Here is a 19,789-nt window from a genome sequence, read left to right on the forward strand (position 1 = left end):
AGGAACGGAGCATCCGGAGACAATCCGGGGAACCACAAAGGATGAGCTAATCATCCGGTAATAAAAAAGGAATACGCATTTGAATGGTTCAGTCGTCCTCCTGCATCTTGCAGGGGCAGTCGCGTTGCTTTTATGGGCAACCCGTATGGTTCGGGCAGGCGTTGAAAGCGCCTATGGCGACCGTTTACGCCGACGACTGCGCAAATATATGCAAAAACCGCTTCTGGCGGTCAGCTTCGGTGTTTTGCTGGCTGTATCCCTACAAAGCTCCACGGCCGTCACTTTGCTGGTCGGCTCTTTTGTCGGCGCAGGCTTTGTCAGCGGCGTGGCCGGCCTTATGGCCGTGCGCGGCGGCGAGCTCGGCTCTGCCCTTGTCGTTAAAATCCTGAGCTATGACCTGACTTTGCTGGTGCCTTTGGCGCTTGTGGCAGGCACATTCATTTCCATGTCTTCCGAGCGGCTGTTCTGGCGGCAGAATGGTAAGATTCTGGTCGGTATCGGCCTGCTTATTCTCTCGCTTGAACTCACAGGTGAAGCGACAACACCATTGCGCGACAGTCAGTTGCTGCCGGTGATTGTCAATTATCTGGCAAGCGATCCGGTTACCACCTATCTGCTTGCAGCGCTGATGACATGGCTGTTCCATTCATCAATCGCCGCCATCATCCTACTCACATCTTTCGCCTCACGCGGCCTCATTCAGCCGGATCTGGCGGTGGTGATGGTGCTCGGCGTCAATCTTGGCTCTTCTATCATCGCCCCCCTGCTCACACGCAATGCCCCGCCGGAAACCCGCGTGGTGCCGCTCGGCAATCTGCTGATGCGCGGCGCAGGCTCACTGGTTATTCTGATCCTGTTTCTGTCCTTTAAACCGCCGGTCGAGTTTCTCGGCTCCGATCCGGTCAGTCAGGTTGTGAATGCGCATATCCTGTTCAATACGATTATTCTGATTGCAGGCATTCCGCTATCAGGACTTGTGCTGCGCGCCACGGAAGCACTGGTCAATCTTAAAGCCAAACCGGAAGCACCGGCAGAAACTGTATTCACGCAGGAAATCAGCGCGCTGGATATGAGCGTCATCAACTCCCCGCCGCTTGCCCTCGGCAATGCAACCCGTGAAGTTGTACGCACCTGTGAAACCGTTGACGTGATGCTGCGCCGGATTATGGATCTTTATGAAAAACCGGATCAGGTCGGCATTAATGAACTGGCAAAACTGGATGACCGTCTGGATGCCCGCCATGCCGCCATCAAGCTCTATCTGGCGAAACTGGCGACCAAAAACCTGAGCGAAGATGAAGCTCTGCGCACGCAGGAACTACTCGGTGCCTGCGTTAAGCTGGAACAGGTCGGCGATATTATTGTGCGCAATATGCTTGCCCATGTGCAGAAGAAGATGGATCGTAAGCTGGAGTTCACAGAAGAAGGCTGGGACGAACTGACCGAATTCCACGCCATGGTCGTTTCCAATGCGCATCTGGCCTTCAACGTATTGGTGTCGCGTGACAGCTATACGGCGCGCCAGCTCGTGCATGAAAAAGACCATCTGCGCGATATGGAGAAACGCACCAGCGAAATGCATTTCCAGCGCCTGCGTGAAGGAACTGTGCGCAGTGTCGAGACCAGTTCGATCCATCTGGATACGATCCGCGATCTCAAGCAGATCAATTCGCTGCTGGCTTCAATGGCCTATCCGGTATTGGAAGAAAAAGGCATGCTCGGCGGCACCCGCCTGAAAACAGTAACGGAAAGCTGAAACAAAAAAGCCCGCGTTAATCGCGGGCTTTTTCTTTTTCTCAATTATTCAGGATCAGCTACCGAGCAGTTCTTTCAGCACACCGCTGGCCTTAGCGAAATCCATCTGGCCGGTATAACGCTCCTTCAGAACCGCCATTACCTTACCCATATCGCGCAGGCCTTCCGCACCGACTTCGGCAATGGCAGCGGCGCTGTTGGCGCGGATTTCTTCATCGCTCAACTGCTGAGGCAGAAATTCTCTGATGATCTCGATTTCAGCGCGTTCATTTTCAGCCAGTTCAATACGATTGCCTTCTTCGTACATTTTGGCGGATTCTTCACGCTGCTTGATCATCTTGGCAAGAATTGCCAGAATCTCATCATCCGATACAGGATCTTTGCCTGCACCGCGATTGGCAATGTCGCGATCCTTCAGAGCAGCCATAATCAGGCGCAGCGTTGAAGCACGCATTTTTTCATGGGCTTTCATAGCCGTTGTCAGAGCTTGCGAAATTTCCTGACGCAGCATTTCTTATCTCCTTGGCAGGACAGCACTATATATTCATATCCGGCCTGTTAAATTTATAAAATCCGGTCAGAGCAAGGCGCGGTCAGTTGTCTTTTTATAAACACGCGCATGATGCAAATTTTACAGAAATCAGAGCGTGCGCACAAAACAGAATAAAGGCGATACGCTCCTGAATGCAATAAAGCTGGCCGGAATAAGCAAATCAAAGGCCTTATAGCGCAATTTGCAGCCTTGGCAAAACCATCAGCTTATTTTCTTCGCGCAACCTCATTATGCCTCCGCAATATGCAAGCAGAAACCGGCTTTTTCTGACTGTTTTGATAAGCCCAAATTACTGGCCGCGTACAGGCCGCCGCTTTTCCCGCGAAAATATCCGTCACAGCAATTGACCGCAGGGCAAGATTTCTTTACATTATTAATCTTAGCAGAAGATTTTTTTCATTCTCGCGACGGAGCTCATTGTATCCGGCGCGTTTTTGCACATCTGGTGTTTATCATACCGGGTTGCATCTGCACATATAACACATAGTTGCCGTTCAGATGGCCGACCACAAAGCCGGTTCCGGACGCGACACGCCCCACAGCACAGCGCGCAATTTTGATCAGGAGTGCCTCAATGACCGAAACCACACCCAAAACCGCACCCTGGACGACTTCCAAGCCAACAGCTGTTCTTGTTTTGGCGGATGGCACAGTGATCGAAGGCAAAGGTGTCGGCGCAGTCGGCGCGATTGAAGCGGAAGTCTGCTTCAACACCTCCCTCACCGGTTATCAGGAAGTTCTGACCGATCCGTCCTATGCAGGCCAGATCGTAACTTTCACATTCCCGCATATCGGCAATGTCGGCACCAATGAAGAAGACAGCGAGCGCCTTAATCCGGCCAGCCGCTCCGGCGCAGTCGGCACAATTATTAAGGCTGATATTACTGCCCCTTCAAACTACCGCGCCACTCAGGATTTCGACGAGTGGCTGAAGCAGCACGGCATTATAGGCCTCAGCAATGTTGATACACGCGCACTGACCGCCCTGATCCGTGAAAAAGGCGCAGCCAATGCCGTGATCGCTCATGATCCGAGCGGCAATTTCGACATTCCTGCTCTGAAAAAACGCGCTAGCGCTTGGGCAGGTCTCGTAGACCTCGACCTCGCCAAAGATGTTACTTCCGGCCAGTCTTCCGTATGGACAGAAAAGTCATGGGTCTGGAATGAAGGCTATGGCAGCCAGACAGAAGAACAGTTCCATGTCGTTGCGGTTGACTATGGTATCAAACGTAACATTCTGCGTCTGTTTGCAGATCTCGGCGGCAAGGTAACGGTTGTTCCGGCTACTGCAAGCGCTGAAGATATTCTGGCGCACAATCCGGACGGCGTATTTCTGTCCAACGGCCCTGGCGATCCGGCGGCTACCGGTGAATATGCAGTGCCAACCATTAAAAAGCTGATTGAAACTGATATTCCGCTGTTTGGTATCTGCCTCGGCCACCAGATGCTGGCACTGGCAACAGGCGGCAAGACTGTGAAAATGCATCAGGGTCATCACGGCGGCAACCATCCGGTGAAAGACCACACAACCGGTAAAGTTGAAATCGTATCGATGAACCACGGCTTTGCAGTGGATGCGGACAGCCTGCCTTCAGGCGTGGAGGAAACCCACATCTCGCTGTTTGACGGTACAAATTGCGGATTGCGGATTATCGGCAAGCCGGTCTTCTCGGTACAGCACCATCCGGAAGCTTCTCCGGGTCCAGAAGACTCGTTCTACCTGTTCCGCCGCTTTATCAACCTGATCCGCGCACGCAAGGGTCAGGAGCCTCTGCCGGAACGCGAAGCGGCCTGAGCTTCCAAAGCAGGACACGAATAAGAAAGGCCGGTGATTTTCACCGGCCTTTTTCATTTCTTCGTATTTTACTATCAAACGCGACATTGTATCCAAGATGATGACGTGGCGAAAATGATGTTTATCGAGAACCGGAGCGGAGCGTACTTAAGGTACGTGAGCACCGGAAGTTGAGATAAACACCATTTGCAGACCGTCAGGGCTTGGATACCCTAGATTGGGTTGTTGAAAGTATCACAGGCATCAACACGTCCTGTATCGAAGCCGCGCTTAAACCATTTGGCACGCTGTTCAGAGGTACCGTGGTTGAAGCTTTCCGGCACGACATAGCCCTGCGAACGCTTCTGCAAAGTATCGTCCCCGATCTGATGGGCGGCGTTCAGAGCTTCTTCGAGATCGCCCTGCTCCAGCAGACCTTTCTGCTCGGTGAATTTACCCCAGACACCGGCAAAGCAATCAGCCTGCAATTCCACGCGCACGGACATGGCATTGGACTGTGCTTCGCTCATACTTTGGCGCATCTGGTTAAATTTCGGCAGAATACCGAGCAGGTTCTGCACATGATGGCCGACTTCATGCGACAGCACATAGGCATGGGCAAAGTCGCCGGAAGCGCCGAAACGCTTATCCAGTTCACGGTAGAAACTCAGATCGATATAAACTTTCTGATCGCCCGGGCAGTAGAAAGGCCCCGAGGCAGCAGAAGCAAAACCGCAGGCGGATCTTACCTGACCGTCAAACAGCACCAGAACCGGCTTTTTATAGGTCTGACCGGCAGACTGGAAAATACCGCTCCAGACTTCTTCTGTTTCTTTCAAAACAACACGACTGAAACTGGCCGCTTCATCATCGGCACGCGGCGTGGAAGCACCAATATTGGAAGAGCCGCCCGACGTCTGCGTGCTCTGGATGGAGCCGTCACCGAAAAGGATAGGCAGCGGATTAATACCGGCCATCCACAAAACAAGTGCCATCACACCCAGAATAAGAATGCCGGAAAGCCCGCCGCCGCGCACAACACGGAAACCCGGCCCGCCGAGTCCGCCACCGCCTCTCAGACCACCTCCGCCATTCCCACGGCGATCCTCAACATTGTCACTCTCTTCGCGACCTTGCCAGCGCATCAGCGCTCTCCTTATTTTACATAATTCTGTGGCAGCTATAATAAAACGGAAATGTTCTGCCCGCTACTCTGCCCGCGGTCTATTTAGCAAAGATAAAACACAGGACATTTCAAAACAGGCTGACAACCGGTCAAATTTCAATAAGAATTGTTATAAACGCATATTTTCTCCCAAATAACGTATTTAAGGGGTTACTTTCCGCAAATTGATTACCTATAAGACACGCTTAGCCCAGACGCATCATATAGCCTCTGAACCCGACGGTCATACCGTTCGGGCTTTTGTCGCAGAGCCGAATAAGCGCTAAACACAGGATGAGACCATGCCAAAACGCACAGACATCAAATCGATTCTGATTATCGGAGCGGGACCAATTGTTATCGGTCAGGCATGTGAATTTGACTATTCAGGCACACAGGCCTGTAAAGCCCTGAAAGAAGAAGGGTACCGGATCATTCTGGTGAATTCCAATCCGGCCACAATCATGACAGATCCTGATCTGGCGGATGCTACATATATTGAGCCGATCACACCGGAAGTTGTTGCCAAGATCATCGCCAAAGAGCGCCCTGATGCGCTGCTGCCAACCATGGGCGGCCAGACTGCACTGAACACCGCGCTATCGCTGAAGCGCATGGGCGTGCTTGACCGCTACAATGTGGAAATGATCGGCGCTGATGCCAAAGCGATTGATAAAGCCGAAGACCGCGCGCTGTTCCGCGAAGCCATGGCTAAAATCGGCCTCGAAACACCAAAGTCCATGCTGGCCAATGCCACGGATGTAAAAGACGAAGACCGCAAAGCCCATAAGATCAAACGTGAAGATCTGAAAGCCAAGCTCTCCGGCGACGATCTCGACAAAGCACTCGACAAGCTGGAAACCGAATGGCAGCTCGGCGAAACTGACCGCAAGCAGCGCTACATGACCCATGCTATGGGTCTGGCAGCACAGGCGCTTGATCATGTCGGCCTGCCGGCCATTATCCGCCCGAGCTTTACCCTCGGCGGCACCGGCGGCGGCATTGCCTATAACCGCTCGGAATTCTTTGAAATCGTTGAAGGCGGTCTCGATGCATCGCCAACCACCGAAGTGCTGATTGAAGAATCCGTGCTCGGCTGGAAAGAATATGAAATGGAAGTTGTACGCGACAAAGCGGACAACTGCATTATCATCTGCTCGATCGAAAATATCGACCCGATGGGCGTTCACACCGGTGACAGTATCACTGTTGCCCCTGCCCTGACGCTGACTGATAAAGAATATCAGATCATGCGCGATGCTTCGATTGCAGTTCTGCGCGAAATCGGCGTTGAAACCGGCGGCTCGAACGTACAGTTCGCGGTTAATCCTGAAAACGGTCGCCTGATCGTTATTGAAATGAACCCGCGTGTGTCCCGCTCATCAGCACTGGCATCCAAAGCAACCGGCTTCCCGATTGCTAAAGTCGCTGCCAAGCTGGCTGTCGGCTACACCATGGACGAGCTGGAAAACGATATTACCGGCGGTGCAACACCTGCTTCGTTTGAACCAAGCATTGACTATGTTGTTACCAAAATCCCGCGTTTCGCTTTCGAGAAATTCCCGGGCGCCAACAATGTTCTGACCACCGCGATGAAATCGGTCGGTGAAGTGATGGCTATCGGCCGTACCTTCCAGGAAAGCCTGCAGAAAGCTCTGCGCGGTCTGGAAACCGGTCTGACCGGTCTGGATGAAATCGCAATCCCGAATATTGAAGACGGCGATGAAAAAGGCGCAATCCGCGCAGCTATCGGCACACCGACACCGGATCGTCTGCGTATGGTTGCACAGGCCATGCGTCTCGGCATGCCGCTTGACGAAATTCATGCAGCCTGCAAGATCGATCCTTGGTTCCTTGAACAGATGGCCGAGATCGTCGCGACCGAAGATCGCGTCCGTGAACATGGCCTGCCGCAGGATGCGGAAAATATGCGCTATCTGAAAGCCATGGGCTTCTCAGACAGCCGCCTTGCAAGCCTGATCCGCAAAGATGCCAAGGATGTTGCCAAACATCGTGCAGAACTGAGCGTGCATCCGATTTTCAAGCGCATTGATACCTGCGCTGCGGAATTCTCTTCGCCAACGGCTTATATGTATTCAACCTATGAAACGCCGTTTGCAGGTGTTGAAGCCTGTGAAGCGGATGTTTCCGAGCGCAAAAAAGTTGTGATCCTCGGCGGCGGTCCTAACCGTATCGGTCAGGGTATCGAGTTCGATTATTGCTGCTGCCATGCGGCTTTCGCGCTGAGCGATGCCGGTTATGAAGCGATCATGATCAACTGTAATCCGGAAACGGTTTCCACGGACTATGACACATCGGACCGTCTGTATTTCGAACCGCTGACCGATGAAGATGTGATCGAAATTCTGCGCAAAGAGCAGGAAAAAGGCACTCTGCACGGCGTGATCGTACAGTTCGGCGGTCAGACCCCGCTGAAACTCGCCAATGCACTGGAAAAAGCCAATATTCCGATCCTCGGCACCTCACCGGATGCTATCGATCTTGCTGAAGACCGTGACCGCTTCCAGAAGCTGCTGATCAAGCTCGGCCTCAATCAGCCGAAAAACGGCATTGCCTATTCCGTTGAACAGGCTCGCCTGATCGCTGCCGACCTCGGCTTCCCGCTGGTGGTTCGCCCGTCTTATGTGCTGGGTGGCCGCGCCATGCAGATCATTCATGATGAGCGTATGCTGCAGAAATATCTGCTGGAAACAGTGCCTGAACTGGTGACCGAAGATATTAAAGCCAAATATCCGAATGATAAAACCGGCCAGATCAACACACTGCTGGGCAAAAACCCGCTGCTGTTCGATACCTATCTGACCGATGCTATCGAAGTGGATGTCGACTGCCTCTGCGACGGTAAAGACGCTTATGTTGCCGGTATCATGGAACATATCGAAGAAGCCGGTATTCACTCCGGTGACTCAGCCTGCTCCCTGCCGGTTCACACATTGAGCGATGAAATCGTTGCTGAACTCGAACGCCAGACCATTGCCATGGCCAAGGCGCTCAATGTCGGCGGTCTGATGAACGTGCAATATGCGATCAAAGACAATGTAGTCTATGTGCTTGAGGTCAATCCGCGTGCATCGCGTACCGTGCCTTTCGTGGCTAAAACCAACGGCACACCGATTGCCAAGGTTGCAGCACGCATTATGGCCGGTGAAAGCCTTGAACAGGCACTGGCTGCCTATGGCGGCAAGCCTGATGTAAAAGCACAGCGCCACATCGCCGTGAAGGAAGCCGTGTTCCCGTTCGCCCGCTTCCCGGGTGTGGACACCCTGCTCGGACCTGAAATGCGCTCGACCGGTGAAGTCATGGGCCTTGATTATGACTATGCTCTGGCCTTTGCAAAATCACAGCTCGGTGCAGGCGTTGATCTGCCACGCGACGGTACAGTGTTTGTCTCCGTCCGTGATGAAGACAAAGCGCGTATCGTAGCGCCTGTTAAGCGTCTGGCAGACCTCGGCTTTAAAGTTCTGGCAACCGGCGGCACACAGCGCTATCTGGCTGAACAGGGCATCGAAGCCACCAAGGTCAACAAGGTTCTGGAAGGCCGTCCGCATATTGAAGACGCCATCCGTAACCGTCAGGTGCATATCGTCTTCAACACCACAGACAGCGTCAGCGCCGTATCCGACAGCAAGTCGATCCGCCGTGCGACCCTGATGCACAAACTGCCATATTACACCACACTGGCTGGTGCAGAGGCGGTTTCTGAAGCGATTGCCGCGCTCAAGGCCGGATCACTGGAGGTTCGTCCATTGCAGGATTACTTCAAGAAAGCCTGATAAGCACATAAACAATCAAACAAAAGGCAGCCTTATCAGGCTGCCTTTTGTGTTTTGAGCACTGTAATTCCTGCTCCGGATACATCGTGCCTCTGCATCGAACTCTACAGAGATACTTTTCGGAGAGCGGTGATTTGCAGAAATATTCTCGCGCTTTGTAAAGGTTTCCCGGAGATTTATTCTCTGTCCATGTGCGATTTCCTGAGAAGCCGCCTTGTATTGGTCAAAAATGTCGCATATGTTGAGTTCATCGAATTTTCGGTCGAGTGATTTTGCGGCCCGCACGGCAACGCCTTGCTTCTCATGATCTTCCATCAACAACTTCGATCCACCGGGAACGTCGCAAGGCGAACCTGAATTTACTATGAACTTGAAGGAATTTCCCATGGCTACGGGAACAGTTAAGTGGTTCAACACGACCAAGGGTTTCGGTTTTATTCAGCCTGATCAGGGCGGCACAGACGTGTTCGTTCATATCTCCGCTGTACAGCGCGCTGGCCTGGCTCAGCTCGATGAAGGCCAGAAAGTCACCTATGAAATCGTGCAGGACCGCCGCTCTGGTCGTTCATCTGCCGACAACCTCGTTGCAATGTAATTTGCGATAAGGTTAAGAGCTGCATTTCATGCGGCTCAGGGTTGAGATACAGGGCGTTGAGGTCACACTGACTGACAATCTGGGATCGAATAAAAGGCGGGTTTTCCCGCCTTTTCTTTTTTCTGTACATCCCAAATATAAAACGCCGCAATTACGCTGCGATGCAAAAGCTTTCCTTGCACTTTGCCTGTGATTGCGACATAAAGCTGTAGCCTCTGACTGAACAGTCCGGCTCTATATCAGCGTTGCTCCCCACCGGCATAAACAGCCTCAAAACTGTAAACTCCCCGGATATCATATGCGACCAGATCAATCTGCGCTCGCGAAGGGCTCAACAACGTCGCTATAGCGGCTGCTCAGGCACCGGCAGCAACGCTTAAACACACGCGGTTGAGGAGATTGCGCTGTGTTTTAGGTTTTCTTTTATCCTCCGGCTCTTCAGCCGGATCGCCAGTTCCATTCAGGAGTAATGATCATGGCATTCCTCGCCGACGCACTGTCCCGCGTAAAACCATCTGCCACAATCGCTGTCAGCCAGAAAGCACGTGAGCTGAAAGCTAAGGGCAAAGATGTTATCAGCCTTGGTGCAGGTGAGCCGGATTTTGATACCCCTGATAATATTAAGCAGGCAGCCATCGACGCAATCACCCGCGGCGAAACCAAATACACCCCTGTTTCCGGTATTCCTGAACTGCGCAAGGCAATTGCTGCGAAGTTCAAGCGTGAAAACGGTCTGGATTACACCTGGGAACAGACCATTGTCGGCACCGGCGGCAAGCAGATCCTCTTCAACGCATTGATGGCAACCCTCAATCCGGGTGATGAAGTTATCATCCCTGCGCCTTATTGGGTAAGCTATCCGGAAATCGTTGCCCTGTGCGGCGCAACACCGGTGACTGTTGAAACCACAATGGACAACCAGTTCAAGCTGCAGGCTGCCGATCTGGAAGCTGCGATCACGCCAAAAACCAAATGGCTGATCCTCAACATGCCTTCCAACCCGACAGGTGCTGCTTATTCTGAAGGCGAAATCAAAGCGCTGACCGATGTGCTGCTGCGTCATCCGCAGGTCTGGATTCTGACCGACGATATGTATGAGCATCTCGTTTACGGCGAATTCAAATTCATGACCCCTGCGCAGGTTGAGCCAAAGCTCTATGACCGTACACTGACCATGAACGGCGTTTCCAAAGCCTATGCCATGACCGGCTGGCGTATCGGTTATGCAGCAGGCCCGCTGCAGCTGATTAAAGCTATGGATATGGTTCAGGGGCAGCAGACCTCCGGTGCCTCCTCCATCGCACAATGGGCAGCGGTTGAAGCTCTCAACGGCCCGCAGGATTTCATCGAAAAGAACAAGGCAATCTTTCAGGGTCGCCGCGATCTCGTTGTTTCCATGCTCAATCAGGCCAGCGGCATCACCTGCCCGACACCGGAAGGCGCATTCTACGTCTATCCGTCCTGCGCAGGTCTGATCGGCAAAACCGCACCTTCGGGCAAGGTTATCGAAACCGACGAAGATTTCGTATCTGAATTACTGGAAGCTGAAGGCGTAGCCGTTGTTCACGGTTCAGCCTTTGGTCTCGGACCAAACTTCCGTATTTCCTATGCGACTTCAGAAGAGTTGCTGGAAGAGGCCTGCATCCGCATTCAGCGTTTCTGCGCTTCTCTGCGCTAATACGAAACGCATAAAGTATCTGAAGCCCCGAACATATCGTTCGGGGCTTTTTTATTACGCACAAAACTCTGCCTGCATAAACAGGGTCAGATAGAATACGAAAAAAGGGATGGCTTTTGTCGCCCTGAAATTTGGACAAAAAAAAGCCGGACATAAGCCCGGCTTGGAATTTTGAAGGCGTCATATGGACAAGCCTTCAGAGGGGAACACTTAGGATGCGCAATGGGAGGAGGAGACGCATCACTAAGATGAGTTGTATATGCTCCTTTAAGCCTGATTTCACAACGCCCGATATTGCAAGGCAGCCATGCATTTTCAGATAGCTCAGCATCTTGAAACCGGTTTTTCTGCACAGATGGGTATTAAACAACAAAAAAGCCGGTAAAACCGGCTCTTTTTAGCGTCAATTGGTCTGTTTCAGAAGGACCAGTTTCTCGCTTTGGAGAAAATGAAATCACGGAAAACATGCAGCTTGGCCGCATTTTTCAACGCTTCCGGATAACAGAAGAATGTATCGAAGGAAGGAATCTCTCCCAAAGCCGGCAACAAACGCACCAGCCCTGATGTTTTATCAACCATATAATCCGGCAGAACCCCGATCCCGACACCGCTGAGAACCGCGCGGCGAATGGAAAGCAGATTATTGACCTGCAAGGTCGGAATGCGCGCACCGCCATCAGTGCGGCCTGCTGTTTCCAGCCAGTTCAGCCCCATCAGATAGGACGGCGCAGATTCACCAAAGGTTACAATACGATGCTCATCCAGCTCTTCAATAGCATTGAGCTTACCATATTTGGCAATATAGCCTTCAGATGCATAAACATGCATATGCACGGTAAACATGCGGCGCTGGATCAGATCCGGCTGCTGCGGCTGGCGCAAACGCAAAGCACAATCCGCATGACGCATGGTCAGATCGAGCTCTTCATCATCGAGAATGAGCTGCACCTGCACATCCGGATAGAGATCGGCAAATTCTTCCATCCGCTCGATCAGCCAGCCGGAACCAAGCCCGACCGTTGTCGTCACACGCAGGCGACCGGAAGGCTTTTCACGGTTTTCATTGAGTTTGGAGCGGACATTTTCCAGCTTCATCAGCACATCATGTGCTGTGCGATACAAAACTTCGCCCTGTTCAGTCAGAATAAGGCCACGCGCATGACGATAGAACAGCGCCACACCGACATCCTGCTCAAGCGCGCTGACCTGACGCGAGATCGCAGATTGCGACAAATGCAATGTCTGCGCCGCGTGGGTAAACGAGCCGGCCTCAGCAGCGGCATGAAAAATGCGTAGCTTATCCCAGTCAAGTGGTGCCACCACACTATCCCCTTTTCATGCAATGCCCGCCTTTATAGCAACGGACATTGCTTTTCATCCTCCGGCACAATGCGGTTCATCCGCTATGCACTTCCCATTTCAACTTCTCGCCGATGCCCGACAGTAAATCAGAATCAGCTTATAACTGCCACAAGACAAAGAACTAAATTTTGTGGCAACTTTAAAGAGCCAGAGCATTTTCAACAAAAACGAAAACCGGTTTTGCAAAGAAAATGTAGCTGAAACAATGAAACAGAGCGATTTTGCGATTCAGGGTCATTCAAAACCGCTCTGCAGTGCAGAATTATCAGGTGCCGGTTGTTTAAACCATGAGCTTAACCACTCAGGCTTCCGGTTGTGCCGCCAGCCAGCGTTCAGCTTCAAGCGCAGCCATACAGCCCATACCTGCCGCAGTCACAGCCTGACGGAAAATATCATCCGTCACGTCACCGGCAGCAAATACACCTTCAATGCTTGTCGCGGTTGAATCCGGTGCAGTCCACAAATAACCGCTATCCTTCATCTTCAGCTGATCTTTGAACAATGACACCGCCGGTGCGTGGCCGATTGCGACAAACACACCATCAGTTTTCACCTCGGTAATCGCACCGCTCACCGTATCTTTGAGCCTTGCGCCGGTTACAACCGGCCCCATCGGCGGATTGGCAGGATTACCGGTGATTTCCTCAACCGCATGATTCCAGATGATTTTTACATTTTCGCGCTTCAGCAGACGTTCCTGAAGAATTTTTTCGGCACGGAAACTGTCACGGCGATGCACAACAGTAACTGATTTAGCGATATGCGAAAGATACAGTGCTTCTTCGACAGCAGTATTACCGCCGCCGACAACAATCACATCCTTGCCGCGATAGAAGAAACCATCACAGGTTGCACAGGCAGACACACCGCCGCCCATGAAATGCTGCTCGCTTTCAAGGCCGAGCCATTTGGCCTGAGCCCCGGTCGCGATAATCACAACATCACTGGTAAACACCGCGCCGCTGTCGGTTTTCGCCGTAAACGGGCGCTTCGACAGATCAACTTCCGACACCAGATCATAGACAATTTCAGCGCCGACATTTTCAGCCTGTTTGGCCATTTGTTCCATCATCCACGGCCCCTGCACGGTTTCTGCATAGCCCGGATAATTTTCAACATCGGTGGTAATCATCAGCTGACCGCCCTGCTCCAGACCGGTAATGATAACCGGTTTCAGCATGGCACGAGCCGCATAAATAGCTGCCGTGTAACCGGCAGGTCCTGAACCGATAATGAGGACAGGAACATGGCGCTGTGTCATAGACTTTTCTCTTTCCGCGTAACTTCATTGCCGCGCATTACAAAATGAAATCCGTATTGCACCCAGATAGTGTGAAACTAGGTTTCGCAGTCTCCGATTACAAGCTGAAGCGGGGCTTAATCACAGGCAAGTTTATCCATCGGCCAGAAAACCGCGCGTGTGTTTCTGAGAAGTCACAAATCGGCTTTTGTGTCTGCCCCCCCATAGGAAATGCATAAAAATTTTGCTAGATTCCTATAGTTTTCCTATAGAGTTACCAAACCCGTGCTGCTTAACGCATAAACAGGCAGTCCTGCTGACGGGAAGAGTTATTACAGCCGAGAGGGCAGGATCATATTTCGCTTCGTTAGTAATATTTGCGCGCGTTTAGGCATGATGATGGCCGTCGCCATGCTGTTTCCTGCAATGTTTGACCTGCGCGACGGCACACCGGACTGGCTGATTTTCATCCGCTCCTCCCTGTTTACCGCCGTTGTATCGTCACTGGTCTTTCTCTCCACGCAAAACAGCCATGTCCGCTTTTCGCCGCGTCTCGGCTTTCTGCTCACTGTTTCGCTCTGGGTAACGGCTGCTCTGCTCGGCTCCATCCCGTTTTACTTCTCCCATCTGCCGATCAGCTTTGCGACAGCCCTGTTTGAATCCACATCCGGCATTACCGCCACCGGCTCTACAGCACTGACCGGTCTCGACCAGATGCCACGCGGTATTCTGATCTGGCGCTCATTGCTATGCTGGATCGGCGGTATCGGGTTTATCGGTTTGGCGCTGTTGCTGCTGCCGTCTCTGCGCATTGGCGGTGTTCAGCTTTTCCATATGGAATCCTCGGACAAGTCCGAGAAAATTCTGCCACGCGTCAATCAGCTGGCGATCGGCATCATTGTCGCTTATTGCGGCCTGACTATCCTGTGCATTGTTGCATATTTTGCCGCCGGAATGGGCATGTTTGATGCCATCAATCACGGGCTGACCACGATCTCCACAGCCGGTTATTCGACCCATGACAGTTCTTTCGGCTTTTTTGACGGTAATAAAGCCATTCTGATTGTGGCTATGGTCTTTATGACGCTCGGCTCCCTGCCGTTCATTCTTTTCATCAAAGCCGTCATTCCGCAGCAAATGCCCAATCTGCTTGATCCGCAGGTCAAGCTTTTCCTGTCATTGATCCTTATCTTCACATTCGGGCTGGCAGTGATGCTGCGCATCAGCTCCGATATGCCTTTCGGTACTGCTTTGCTGACCGCGGGTTTCCATTTCATTTCCGTTATCACCACCACCGGTTTTGCAATGGAGGATTACACACTTTGGGGCCCTGCGGCGGTCGGCGTATTCTTTCTTGCCTCCTTTATCGGCGGCTGTGCCGGTTCCACATCGGGCGGTATGAAAATCAACCGCATCATCATTTTGTGGCGCACCACACAAGCCAGCCTCACCCGTCTGGTCATGCCTCACGCTGTTGTCAAAGCCCGCTACGGCTCATCGGAAATCACACCGGATATTGCCCAGAGCGCCCTGCTCTATCTGTTTCTGTATTTTGCCTCGCTGGTACTGGGCACAATGGCATTGTCAATCTTCGGGCTGGATTTTGTCTCTGCTTTTACCGGCGCGCTTACCGCTCTCTCCAATGTCGGCCCCGGCCTTGGCGAAACCATCGGCCCTGCAGGCAACTTCTCCACCATCAATGACAATGCGCTCTGGGTGCTGAGCTATCTGATGCTCGCCGGACGTCTGGAGCTGATTACTGTGGTCATTCTGTTCACCCGCGCCTTTTGGGTACGCTGAACAGTGACAATCACGAAAAACTGATCCGGTTCCGGAAAAGAAAATGATGCAGAATGGTTGATAATTTCAATTAACCATTCTCATTGTTTCATTCATGATATAATGCAATGACTCTAAAGTAATTCTTGGAAAGCCCGTCACAGGCACTGAGCCTTGCATTATTGTTATATAATTGCTTTATGCACTTCTGAGACTTCCATTCTGCCTCCGGCAGTTCACAGCCCTTTTATTGCCACCCTCTTACGGAGTTCCTATGCCGATTAAGGTTGATCTTGATGATATTGACTGGAAAATTCTGCGGGAACTGCAAAATGACGGGCGGATGACAAATGTCGAGCTGGCGGAACGCGTCGGCATCTCGGCACCGCCATGCCTGCGCCGTGTGCGCAAGCTTGAAGAAAGCGGCATCATTCAGGGCTATCAGGCGATCATTAAAGGTGAAGCTGTCGGTCAGGATCTGGTGGCTTTCTGCTCAGTCGGCCTGAAACACCAGTCCGATGGCGAATTGAAAGCCTTTGCCGAGAAAACCAAATCCTGGTCGCTGGTGCGCCGCGCATGGATGGTGTCCGGTGAATCCGATTTTCTGCTGCATTGCGTTGCACCAAATCTCAACGCGTTCCAGACTTTTGTGATTGAAGAACTGACCGCTACGCCGAATGTGGATTCAGTGCGCACAGCACTGACCATCAAACCGGTCAAAGACGAAGTGCTGATCGCAATTTAAGCACGACACATCTCAGAAAATGAAAAAGCCGGTGAAAACCGGCTTTATTTATGTCTGCTCGAAAATCCGTTGGTAGAAATCACCGATTGTCTTCGCTTCGCGTTCCAGCGGGAAAAACTCACGCACCCGCTGCAAGCCTTTTTCCGCATGTTGTGCGGCAAGTGCGGGGTCACGCAGATAGTTTTCAATCGCAGGTGCCATAGTCGCACCGGACGGCACAACATAACCGGTTTCACCTTCAATCACGATTTCCGGATAGGCACCGGCATCGCTGGTCACGACTGCGGTTCGTGAAGCCATGGCTTCAAGCGGCGTCAGGCCAAAACCTTCGGTGCGAGACGGCGCCACATAAACATCCAGACGGCGATACCATGCACTGATACTGTCGCCCGCAGGATCGGCACTGACAAACGGCACCTCACCCAGAAAAATAATCCGGTCAGCCAGCCCCGCTTTTCTGACCTTTTCCTGCAGTTCTTTTTCAAAGCCAACATGCTCGGCTGTAGCACGTCCTGCCACCACGGCCGTCCAGTCAGGATAGCGCGGCAACAGCTCGATCATCGCATCGACAAAAAGGTCGGTGCCTTTCTGATGCCGCACACGGCCAAAACAGCCAATGGCATATTTTCCGGGCAGACCGGTTGCCGCGAAACGATCCTGCGTGCTTTGCGGCGGGCGGAACTGTTCCAGATCAATACCGTGCATGCTGACAGTATTCGGCACGTCCAGATAGCTCGCCGTGCGGCCACTGGTTGCCAGAACACCGTCCATACGACGGATCAGCCATTTGGTAAATTTCTTATGATGGCGCTGTGAAGCCGAGGTAAAAATCACCTTCAGCTTCATCCGCAGCACATCGCGCATCACAATACCGGCCAGCATTTCAACATTGCGGCGGGCATGCCAGATGCGGAATTTTTTGCCGGACGCAGGTTTGCGCCATAATCCGACAAGATCACGCAAATTCACATGCGGAAGATCATCCGGCAATCCCCGCCCGACAGCTGCAATCCTGATCCCCATTTTGCGTTGCACCGGCACCAGCTGGACAATCGTCGAGGTGACGCCGGAGAGACGCTTTTTAAAATTCGGAGCCAGAATATCAGTGTCAGAAAGGGATACGCGCACTGGTTAAATAAATCTCATACCAAGGATTTCATAGGAACGGGCGCCGCCCGGTGCATTGAATTCCACAGTATCGCCTGCGCTTTTACCGATCAAGGCACGCGCAATCGGTGACGAGATAGAAATACGGCCTTTTTTAACATCCGCTTCCTGATCGCCGACGATCTGATAAATGCGCTCTTCTTCGGTGTCTTCATCAATGAGCGTAACAGTCGCGCCGAATTTAATGGTCGTACCTGTCAGCTTTGAAATATCGATCACTTCAGCACGGGCGATGAAGTCTTCAACTTCACCGATACGGCCTTCATTGAGGCTCTGTGCTTCTTTGGCTGCATGATATTCGGCATTTTCAGAAAGATCGCCGTGCGCGCGCGCTTCCGAAATCGCCTCGATAATGCGCGGACGCTCTTCCTGCTGACGCCAGCGCAGTTCCTCTTTCAGCTGATCGAAGCCAGCCTGTGTCATAGGGAACTTTTCCATGCCCTGTCCTTTCTCATGCCTGATGCGCGGTCTTCAATCGCGCTAAAGCACCCCGCAGTCATAAAACCACGAAAATGCAGAAACAAAAAATGAGACTATCTTCCGGCTTGCAGAGCACCATGCGCCCTGTCGGGTGCACAAAGGTTGCTCTAACATTTATATTTGCAGCGTAATTTTACCTTAAGCGGTTTCAGGCTTAAGGAATTATGCTGCAGCAGCCGGAGAACACCCCCGAGACTCAAAAATAAAACGGTCGCCGAAGCGGTGCTTCGGAACCGTTCATCATTCATCATCTGTTTCAGTTATCGTGCCAGCTTTGCAAACAAAAAGAAAGAGCAAAAAGCATCGGCAAAAAACTTGTGAAAAACTCGGGGCCTGCCCGCCCCGCGCCAAGCTTTTCTGAAACATTTTTTAAAAAAAACAGATCTTTTTTACTAAAAACCTGTGACAGCTTTTACATGAACACAACAGCATGAAAACGCTGAAACAATATATAAGACTTCAGTATAAAGTATTATAAGTCCGAAAATTTCAAAAAAACTACAGCTGACAGCGTGAGAATCATTTTGGATATACGTTGTAACATCATATATTATGCTGAAATCCGGCTTGCTTTCCTGCAATAATACAGCATAGTGACCGCGGTTCAGCACATAGTCTCAGCCTGCTCAGATCCGGTTTGCCCTCAGCTCTGTCGCGTATCATACAGAGAAAAGCAGTTCCGGCCTGCCGGACAGTTCCGTCTTCCCCAAGACAAACATGATCTGAACTGTAACGATCTACGTTTATTGCATTCCGCAGGCATATCATGACCCAGTCACGCGCTAATTTATTGCTTCTTTTTGCCGGCCTGATCTGGGGGCTTGGTTTTGTTGCCCAGTCAACTGCCATGGAAAATATCGGCCCGCTGACCTTTATCGGTCTGCGCTTTATCGTGGCCACAGCAACAGTTGCACCTTTTGCTTTTATGGAAGCCGGACGCGCATCCAAACCGCTGTCCTTTTCCGATCATAAAGCCTTCATGATTCTCGGCAGCATGTTATTTTCCGGTATGGTTCTGCAGCAAACCGGCCTGCTCACCACTTCAGTCACCAATGCAGGCTTTCTCACTGGTCTTTATGTTGTGCTGGTGCCGATTTTAGGCGTGATTTTATTTTCCCAATGGCCGCATCCGGTCGTCTGGATTTGCGCCGTGCTCAGCCTTACAGGCATATTCATGCTGTCCGGCGGTTCGCTTGACGGTTTCAGCCAAGGCGACTGGCTGATGATTGCCGGTGCATTTTTCTGGGCTTTGCAAGGGCTGTTCATTGCCCGCTATGCATTGCGTATCGGCAGACCGGTTACCATGGCCTGCGTTCAGTTCGCAGTCGTTGCATTTGCCGGCATTGTTTGCGCTGCGATTTTTGAACAGATCGAATGGCAAACCATTCAGGCCGCAGCGCCGGAAATTCTGTTTACCGGCATGTTCTCATCCGGCGTGGCATTTACATTGCAAGCCATCGGCACCCGTTACACCAGCGCACCGCAGGCGGCTATTTTCCTGTCTTCCGAAGCGTTATTCGCAGCCCTGTTCGGCGCAATTCTGCTCGGTGAACGCCTGCCATTTATCGGCCTTGCCGGTTGTGCGCTGATTTTCCTGTCCATGCTGATGGTCGAAATTGTACCCCGTCTGCGCTTCAAAAAACCGACAGCTGGCAAGACAAGTCTTTCAGAGGTTCCGGCAGAAAACCTGTAAGGCAAGCCG

General features: G+C 51.9%; 15 protein-coding genes. 8 read left to right on the forward strand and 7 right to left on the reverse strand.

From position 1 onward, the window contains the following. Positions 1-79 precede the first annotated feature (79 nt). Positions 80-1,756 (forward strand): Na/Pi cotransporter family protein, encoded by a 1,677-nt coding sequence (locus K1X45_RS05215; protein ID WP_075656065.1) that lies wholly within the window; start codon positions 80-82, stop codon positions 1,754-1,756. 54 nt (positions 1,757-1,810) lie between these two features. Here the strand turns inward: K1X45_RS05215 and K1X45_RS05220 are convergent, their stop codons facing one another. After that, positions 1,811-2,266: a GatB/YqeY domain-containing protein gene (locus tag K1X45_RS05220; RefSeq protein ID WP_022710976.1), complete on the reverse strand. Its 456-nt coding sequence runs from the start codon at positions 2,264-2,266 to the stop codon at positions 1,811-1,813. A 616-nt stretch (positions 2,267-2,882) separates the two neighbouring features. On the opposite strand from K1X45_RS05220, the gene carA reads away from it, so the two are divergent. Beyond that, positions 2,883-4,103, forward strand: coding sequence for a glutamine-hydrolyzing carbamoyl-phosphate synthase small subunit (carA, locus tag K1X45_RS05225; RefSeq protein ID WP_220160017.1), 1,221 nt, complete (start codon positions 2,883-2,885; stop codon positions 4,101-4,103). A 212-nt stretch (positions 4,104-4,315) separates the two neighbouring features. Here the strand turns inward: carA and K1X45_RS05230 are convergent, their stop codons facing one another. Further along, positions 4,316-5,227, reverse strand: coding sequence for a neutral zinc metallopeptidase (locus tag K1X45_RS05230; RefSeq protein WP_116087806.1), 912 nt, complete (start codon positions 5,225-5,227; stop codon positions 4,316-4,318). A gap of 322 nt (positions 5,228-5,549) precedes the next feature. On the opposite strand from K1X45_RS05230, the gene carB reads away from it, so the two are divergent. Beyond that, positions 5,550-9,041: a carbamoyl-phosphate synthase large subunit gene (carB, locus tag K1X45_RS05235; protein WP_220160018.1), complete on the forward strand. Its 3,492-nt coding sequence runs from the start codon at positions 5,550-5,552 to the stop codon at positions 9,039-9,041. Between the two features lie 15 nt (positions 9,042-9,056). Here the strand turns inward: carB and K1X45_RS05240 are convergent, their stop codons facing one another. Then, positions 9,057-9,356, reverse strand: coding sequence for a hypothetical protein (locus tag K1X45_RS05240; RefSeq protein ID WP_220160019.1), 300 nt, complete (start codon positions 9,354-9,356; stop codon positions 9,057-9,059). 70 nt (positions 9,357-9,426) lie between these two features. On the opposite strand from K1X45_RS05240, the gene K1X45_RS05245 reads away from it, so the two are divergent. Together K1X45_RS05245 and K1X45_RS05250 are read left to right on the forward strand one after the other, a co-directional pair. Beyond that, positions 9,427-9,636 (forward strand): cold-shock protein, encoded by a 210-nt coding sequence (locus K1X45_RS05245; protein WP_022711712.1) that lies wholly within the window; start codon positions 9,427-9,429, stop codon positions 9,634-9,636. Between the two features lie 475 nt (positions 9,637-10,111). Next, complete coding sequence (locus K1X45_RS05250) at positions 10,112-11,314, forward strand: pyridoxal phosphate-dependent aminotransferase (RefSeq protein ID WP_220160020.1); 1,203 nt, start codon at positions 10,112-10,114, stop codon at positions 11,312-11,314. Between the two features lie 417 nt (positions 11,315-11,731). On the opposite strand, the gene K1X45_RS05255 is transcribed toward K1X45_RS05250, so the two are convergent. Next, complete coding sequence (locus K1X45_RS05255) at positions 11,732-12,637, reverse strand: LysR family transcriptional regulator (protein ID WP_022711710.1); 906 nt, start codon at positions 12,635-12,637, stop codon at positions 11,732-11,734. Positions 12,638-12,977: 340 nt separating this feature from the next. Further along, positions 12,978-13,937: a thioredoxin-disulfide reductase gene (gene trxB, locus K1X45_RS05260; RefSeq protein WP_116087810.1), complete on the reverse strand. Its 960-nt coding sequence runs from the start codon at positions 13,935-13,937 to the stop codon at positions 12,978-12,980. Between the two features lie 378 nt (positions 13,938-14,315). Here trxB and K1X45_RS05265 point away from each other — a divergent pair, with 378 nt between their 5' ends. Continuing rightward, positions 14,316-15,716, forward strand: a complete 1,401-nt coding sequence (locus tag K1X45_RS05265; RefSeq protein WP_220160389.1) for a TrkH family potassium uptake protein — start codon at positions 14,316-14,318, stop codon at positions 15,714-15,716. A gap of 253 nt (positions 15,717-15,969) precedes the next feature. Continuing rightward, positions 15,970-16,440 carry an Lrp/AsnC family transcriptional regulator gene (locus K1X45_RS05270; protein ID WP_022711706.1) on the forward strand — a complete coding sequence of 157 codons (471 nt, stop codon included), beginning with the start codon at positions 15,970-15,972 and terminating at the stop codon, positions 16,438-16,440. Positions 16,441-16,488: 48 nt separating this feature from the next. Here the strand turns inward: K1X45_RS05270 and K1X45_RS05275 are convergent, their stop codons facing one another. Then, positions 16,489-17,568, reverse strand: coding sequence for a glycosyltransferase family 4 protein (locus K1X45_RS05275; RefSeq protein WP_220160021.1), 1,080 nt, complete (start codon positions 17,566-17,568; stop codon positions 16,489-16,491). 3 nt (positions 17,569-17,571) lie between these two features. Next, complete coding sequence (gene greA, locus K1X45_RS05280; protein WP_022711704.1) at positions 17,572-18,045, reverse strand: transcription elongation factor GreA; 474 nt, start codon at positions 18,043-18,045, stop codon at positions 17,572-17,574. A gap of 808 nt (positions 18,046-18,853) precedes the next feature. Between greA and K1X45_RS05285 the strand changes: the two genes are divergently transcribed. Next, the gene (locus K1X45_RS05285; protein WP_220160022.1) at positions 18,854-19,780 is read left to right on the forward strand and encodes a DMT family transporter; all 927 of its coding nucleotides are present in this window, start codon (positions 18,854-18,856) and stop codon (positions 19,778-19,780) included. Positions 19,781-19,789 lie beyond the last annotated feature (9 nt).

The sequence above is a fragment of the Pseudochrobactrum sp. Wa41.01b-1 genome, assembly GCF_019464455.1.
Classification (GTDB): Bacteria; Pseudomonadota; Alphaproteobacteria; order Rhizobiales; family Rhizobiaceae; genus Pseudochrobactrum; species Pseudochrobactrum saccharolyticum.

What these genes read in the sequence shown, in the direction of transcription:
- K1X45_RS05220 (WP_022710976.1), bottom strand. Translation starts at nt 2,266, where the DNA reads ATGCTGCGTCAGGAAATTTCGCAAGCTCTGACAACGGCTATGAAAGCC.
- carA (WP_220160017.1), top strand. Translation starts at nt 2,883, where the DNA reads ATGACCGAAACCACACCCAAAACCGCACCCTGGACGACTTCCAAGCCA.
- K1X45_RS05230 (WP_116087806.1), bottom strand. Translation starts at nt 5,227, where the DNA reads ATGCGCTGGCAAGGTCGCGAAGAGAGTGACAATGTTGAGGATCGCCGT.
- carB (WP_220160018.1), top strand. Translation starts at nt 5,550, where the DNA reads ATGCCAAAACGCACAGACATCAAATCGATTCTGATTATCGGAGCGGGA.
- K1X45_RS05240 (WP_220160019.1), bottom strand. Translation starts at nt 9,356, where the DNA reads ATGGAAGATCATGAGAAGCAAGGCGTTGCCGTGCGGGCCGCAAAATCA.
- K1X45_RS05245 (WP_022711712.1), top strand. Translation starts at nt 9,427, where the DNA reads ATGGCTACGGGAACAGTTAAGTGGTTCAACACGACCAAGGGTTTCGGT.
- K1X45_RS05250 (WP_220160020.1), top strand. Translation starts at nt 10,112, where the DNA reads ATGGCATTCCTCGCCGACGCACTGTCCCGCGTAAAACCATCTGCCACA.
- trxB (WP_116087810.1), bottom strand. Translation starts at nt 13,937, where the DNA reads ATGACACAGCGCCATGTTCCTGTCCTCATTATCGGTTCAGGACCTGCC.
- K1X45_RS05265 (WP_220160389.1), top strand. Translation starts at nt 14,316, where the DNA reads ATGGCCGTCGCCATGCTGTTTCCTGCAATGTTTGACCTGCGCGACGGC.
- K1X45_RS05270 (WP_022711706.1), top strand. Translation starts at nt 15,970, where the DNA reads ATGCCGATTAAGGTTGATCTTGATGATATTGACTGGAAAATTCTGCGG.
- greA (WP_022711704.1), bottom strand. Translation starts at nt 18,045, where the DNA reads ATGGAAAAGTTCCCTATGACACAGGCTGGCTTCGATCAGCTGAAAGAG.
- K1X45_RS05285 (WP_220160022.1), top strand. Translation starts at nt 18,854, where the DNA reads ATGACCCAGTCACGCGCTAATTTATTGCTTCTTTTTGCCGGCCTGATC.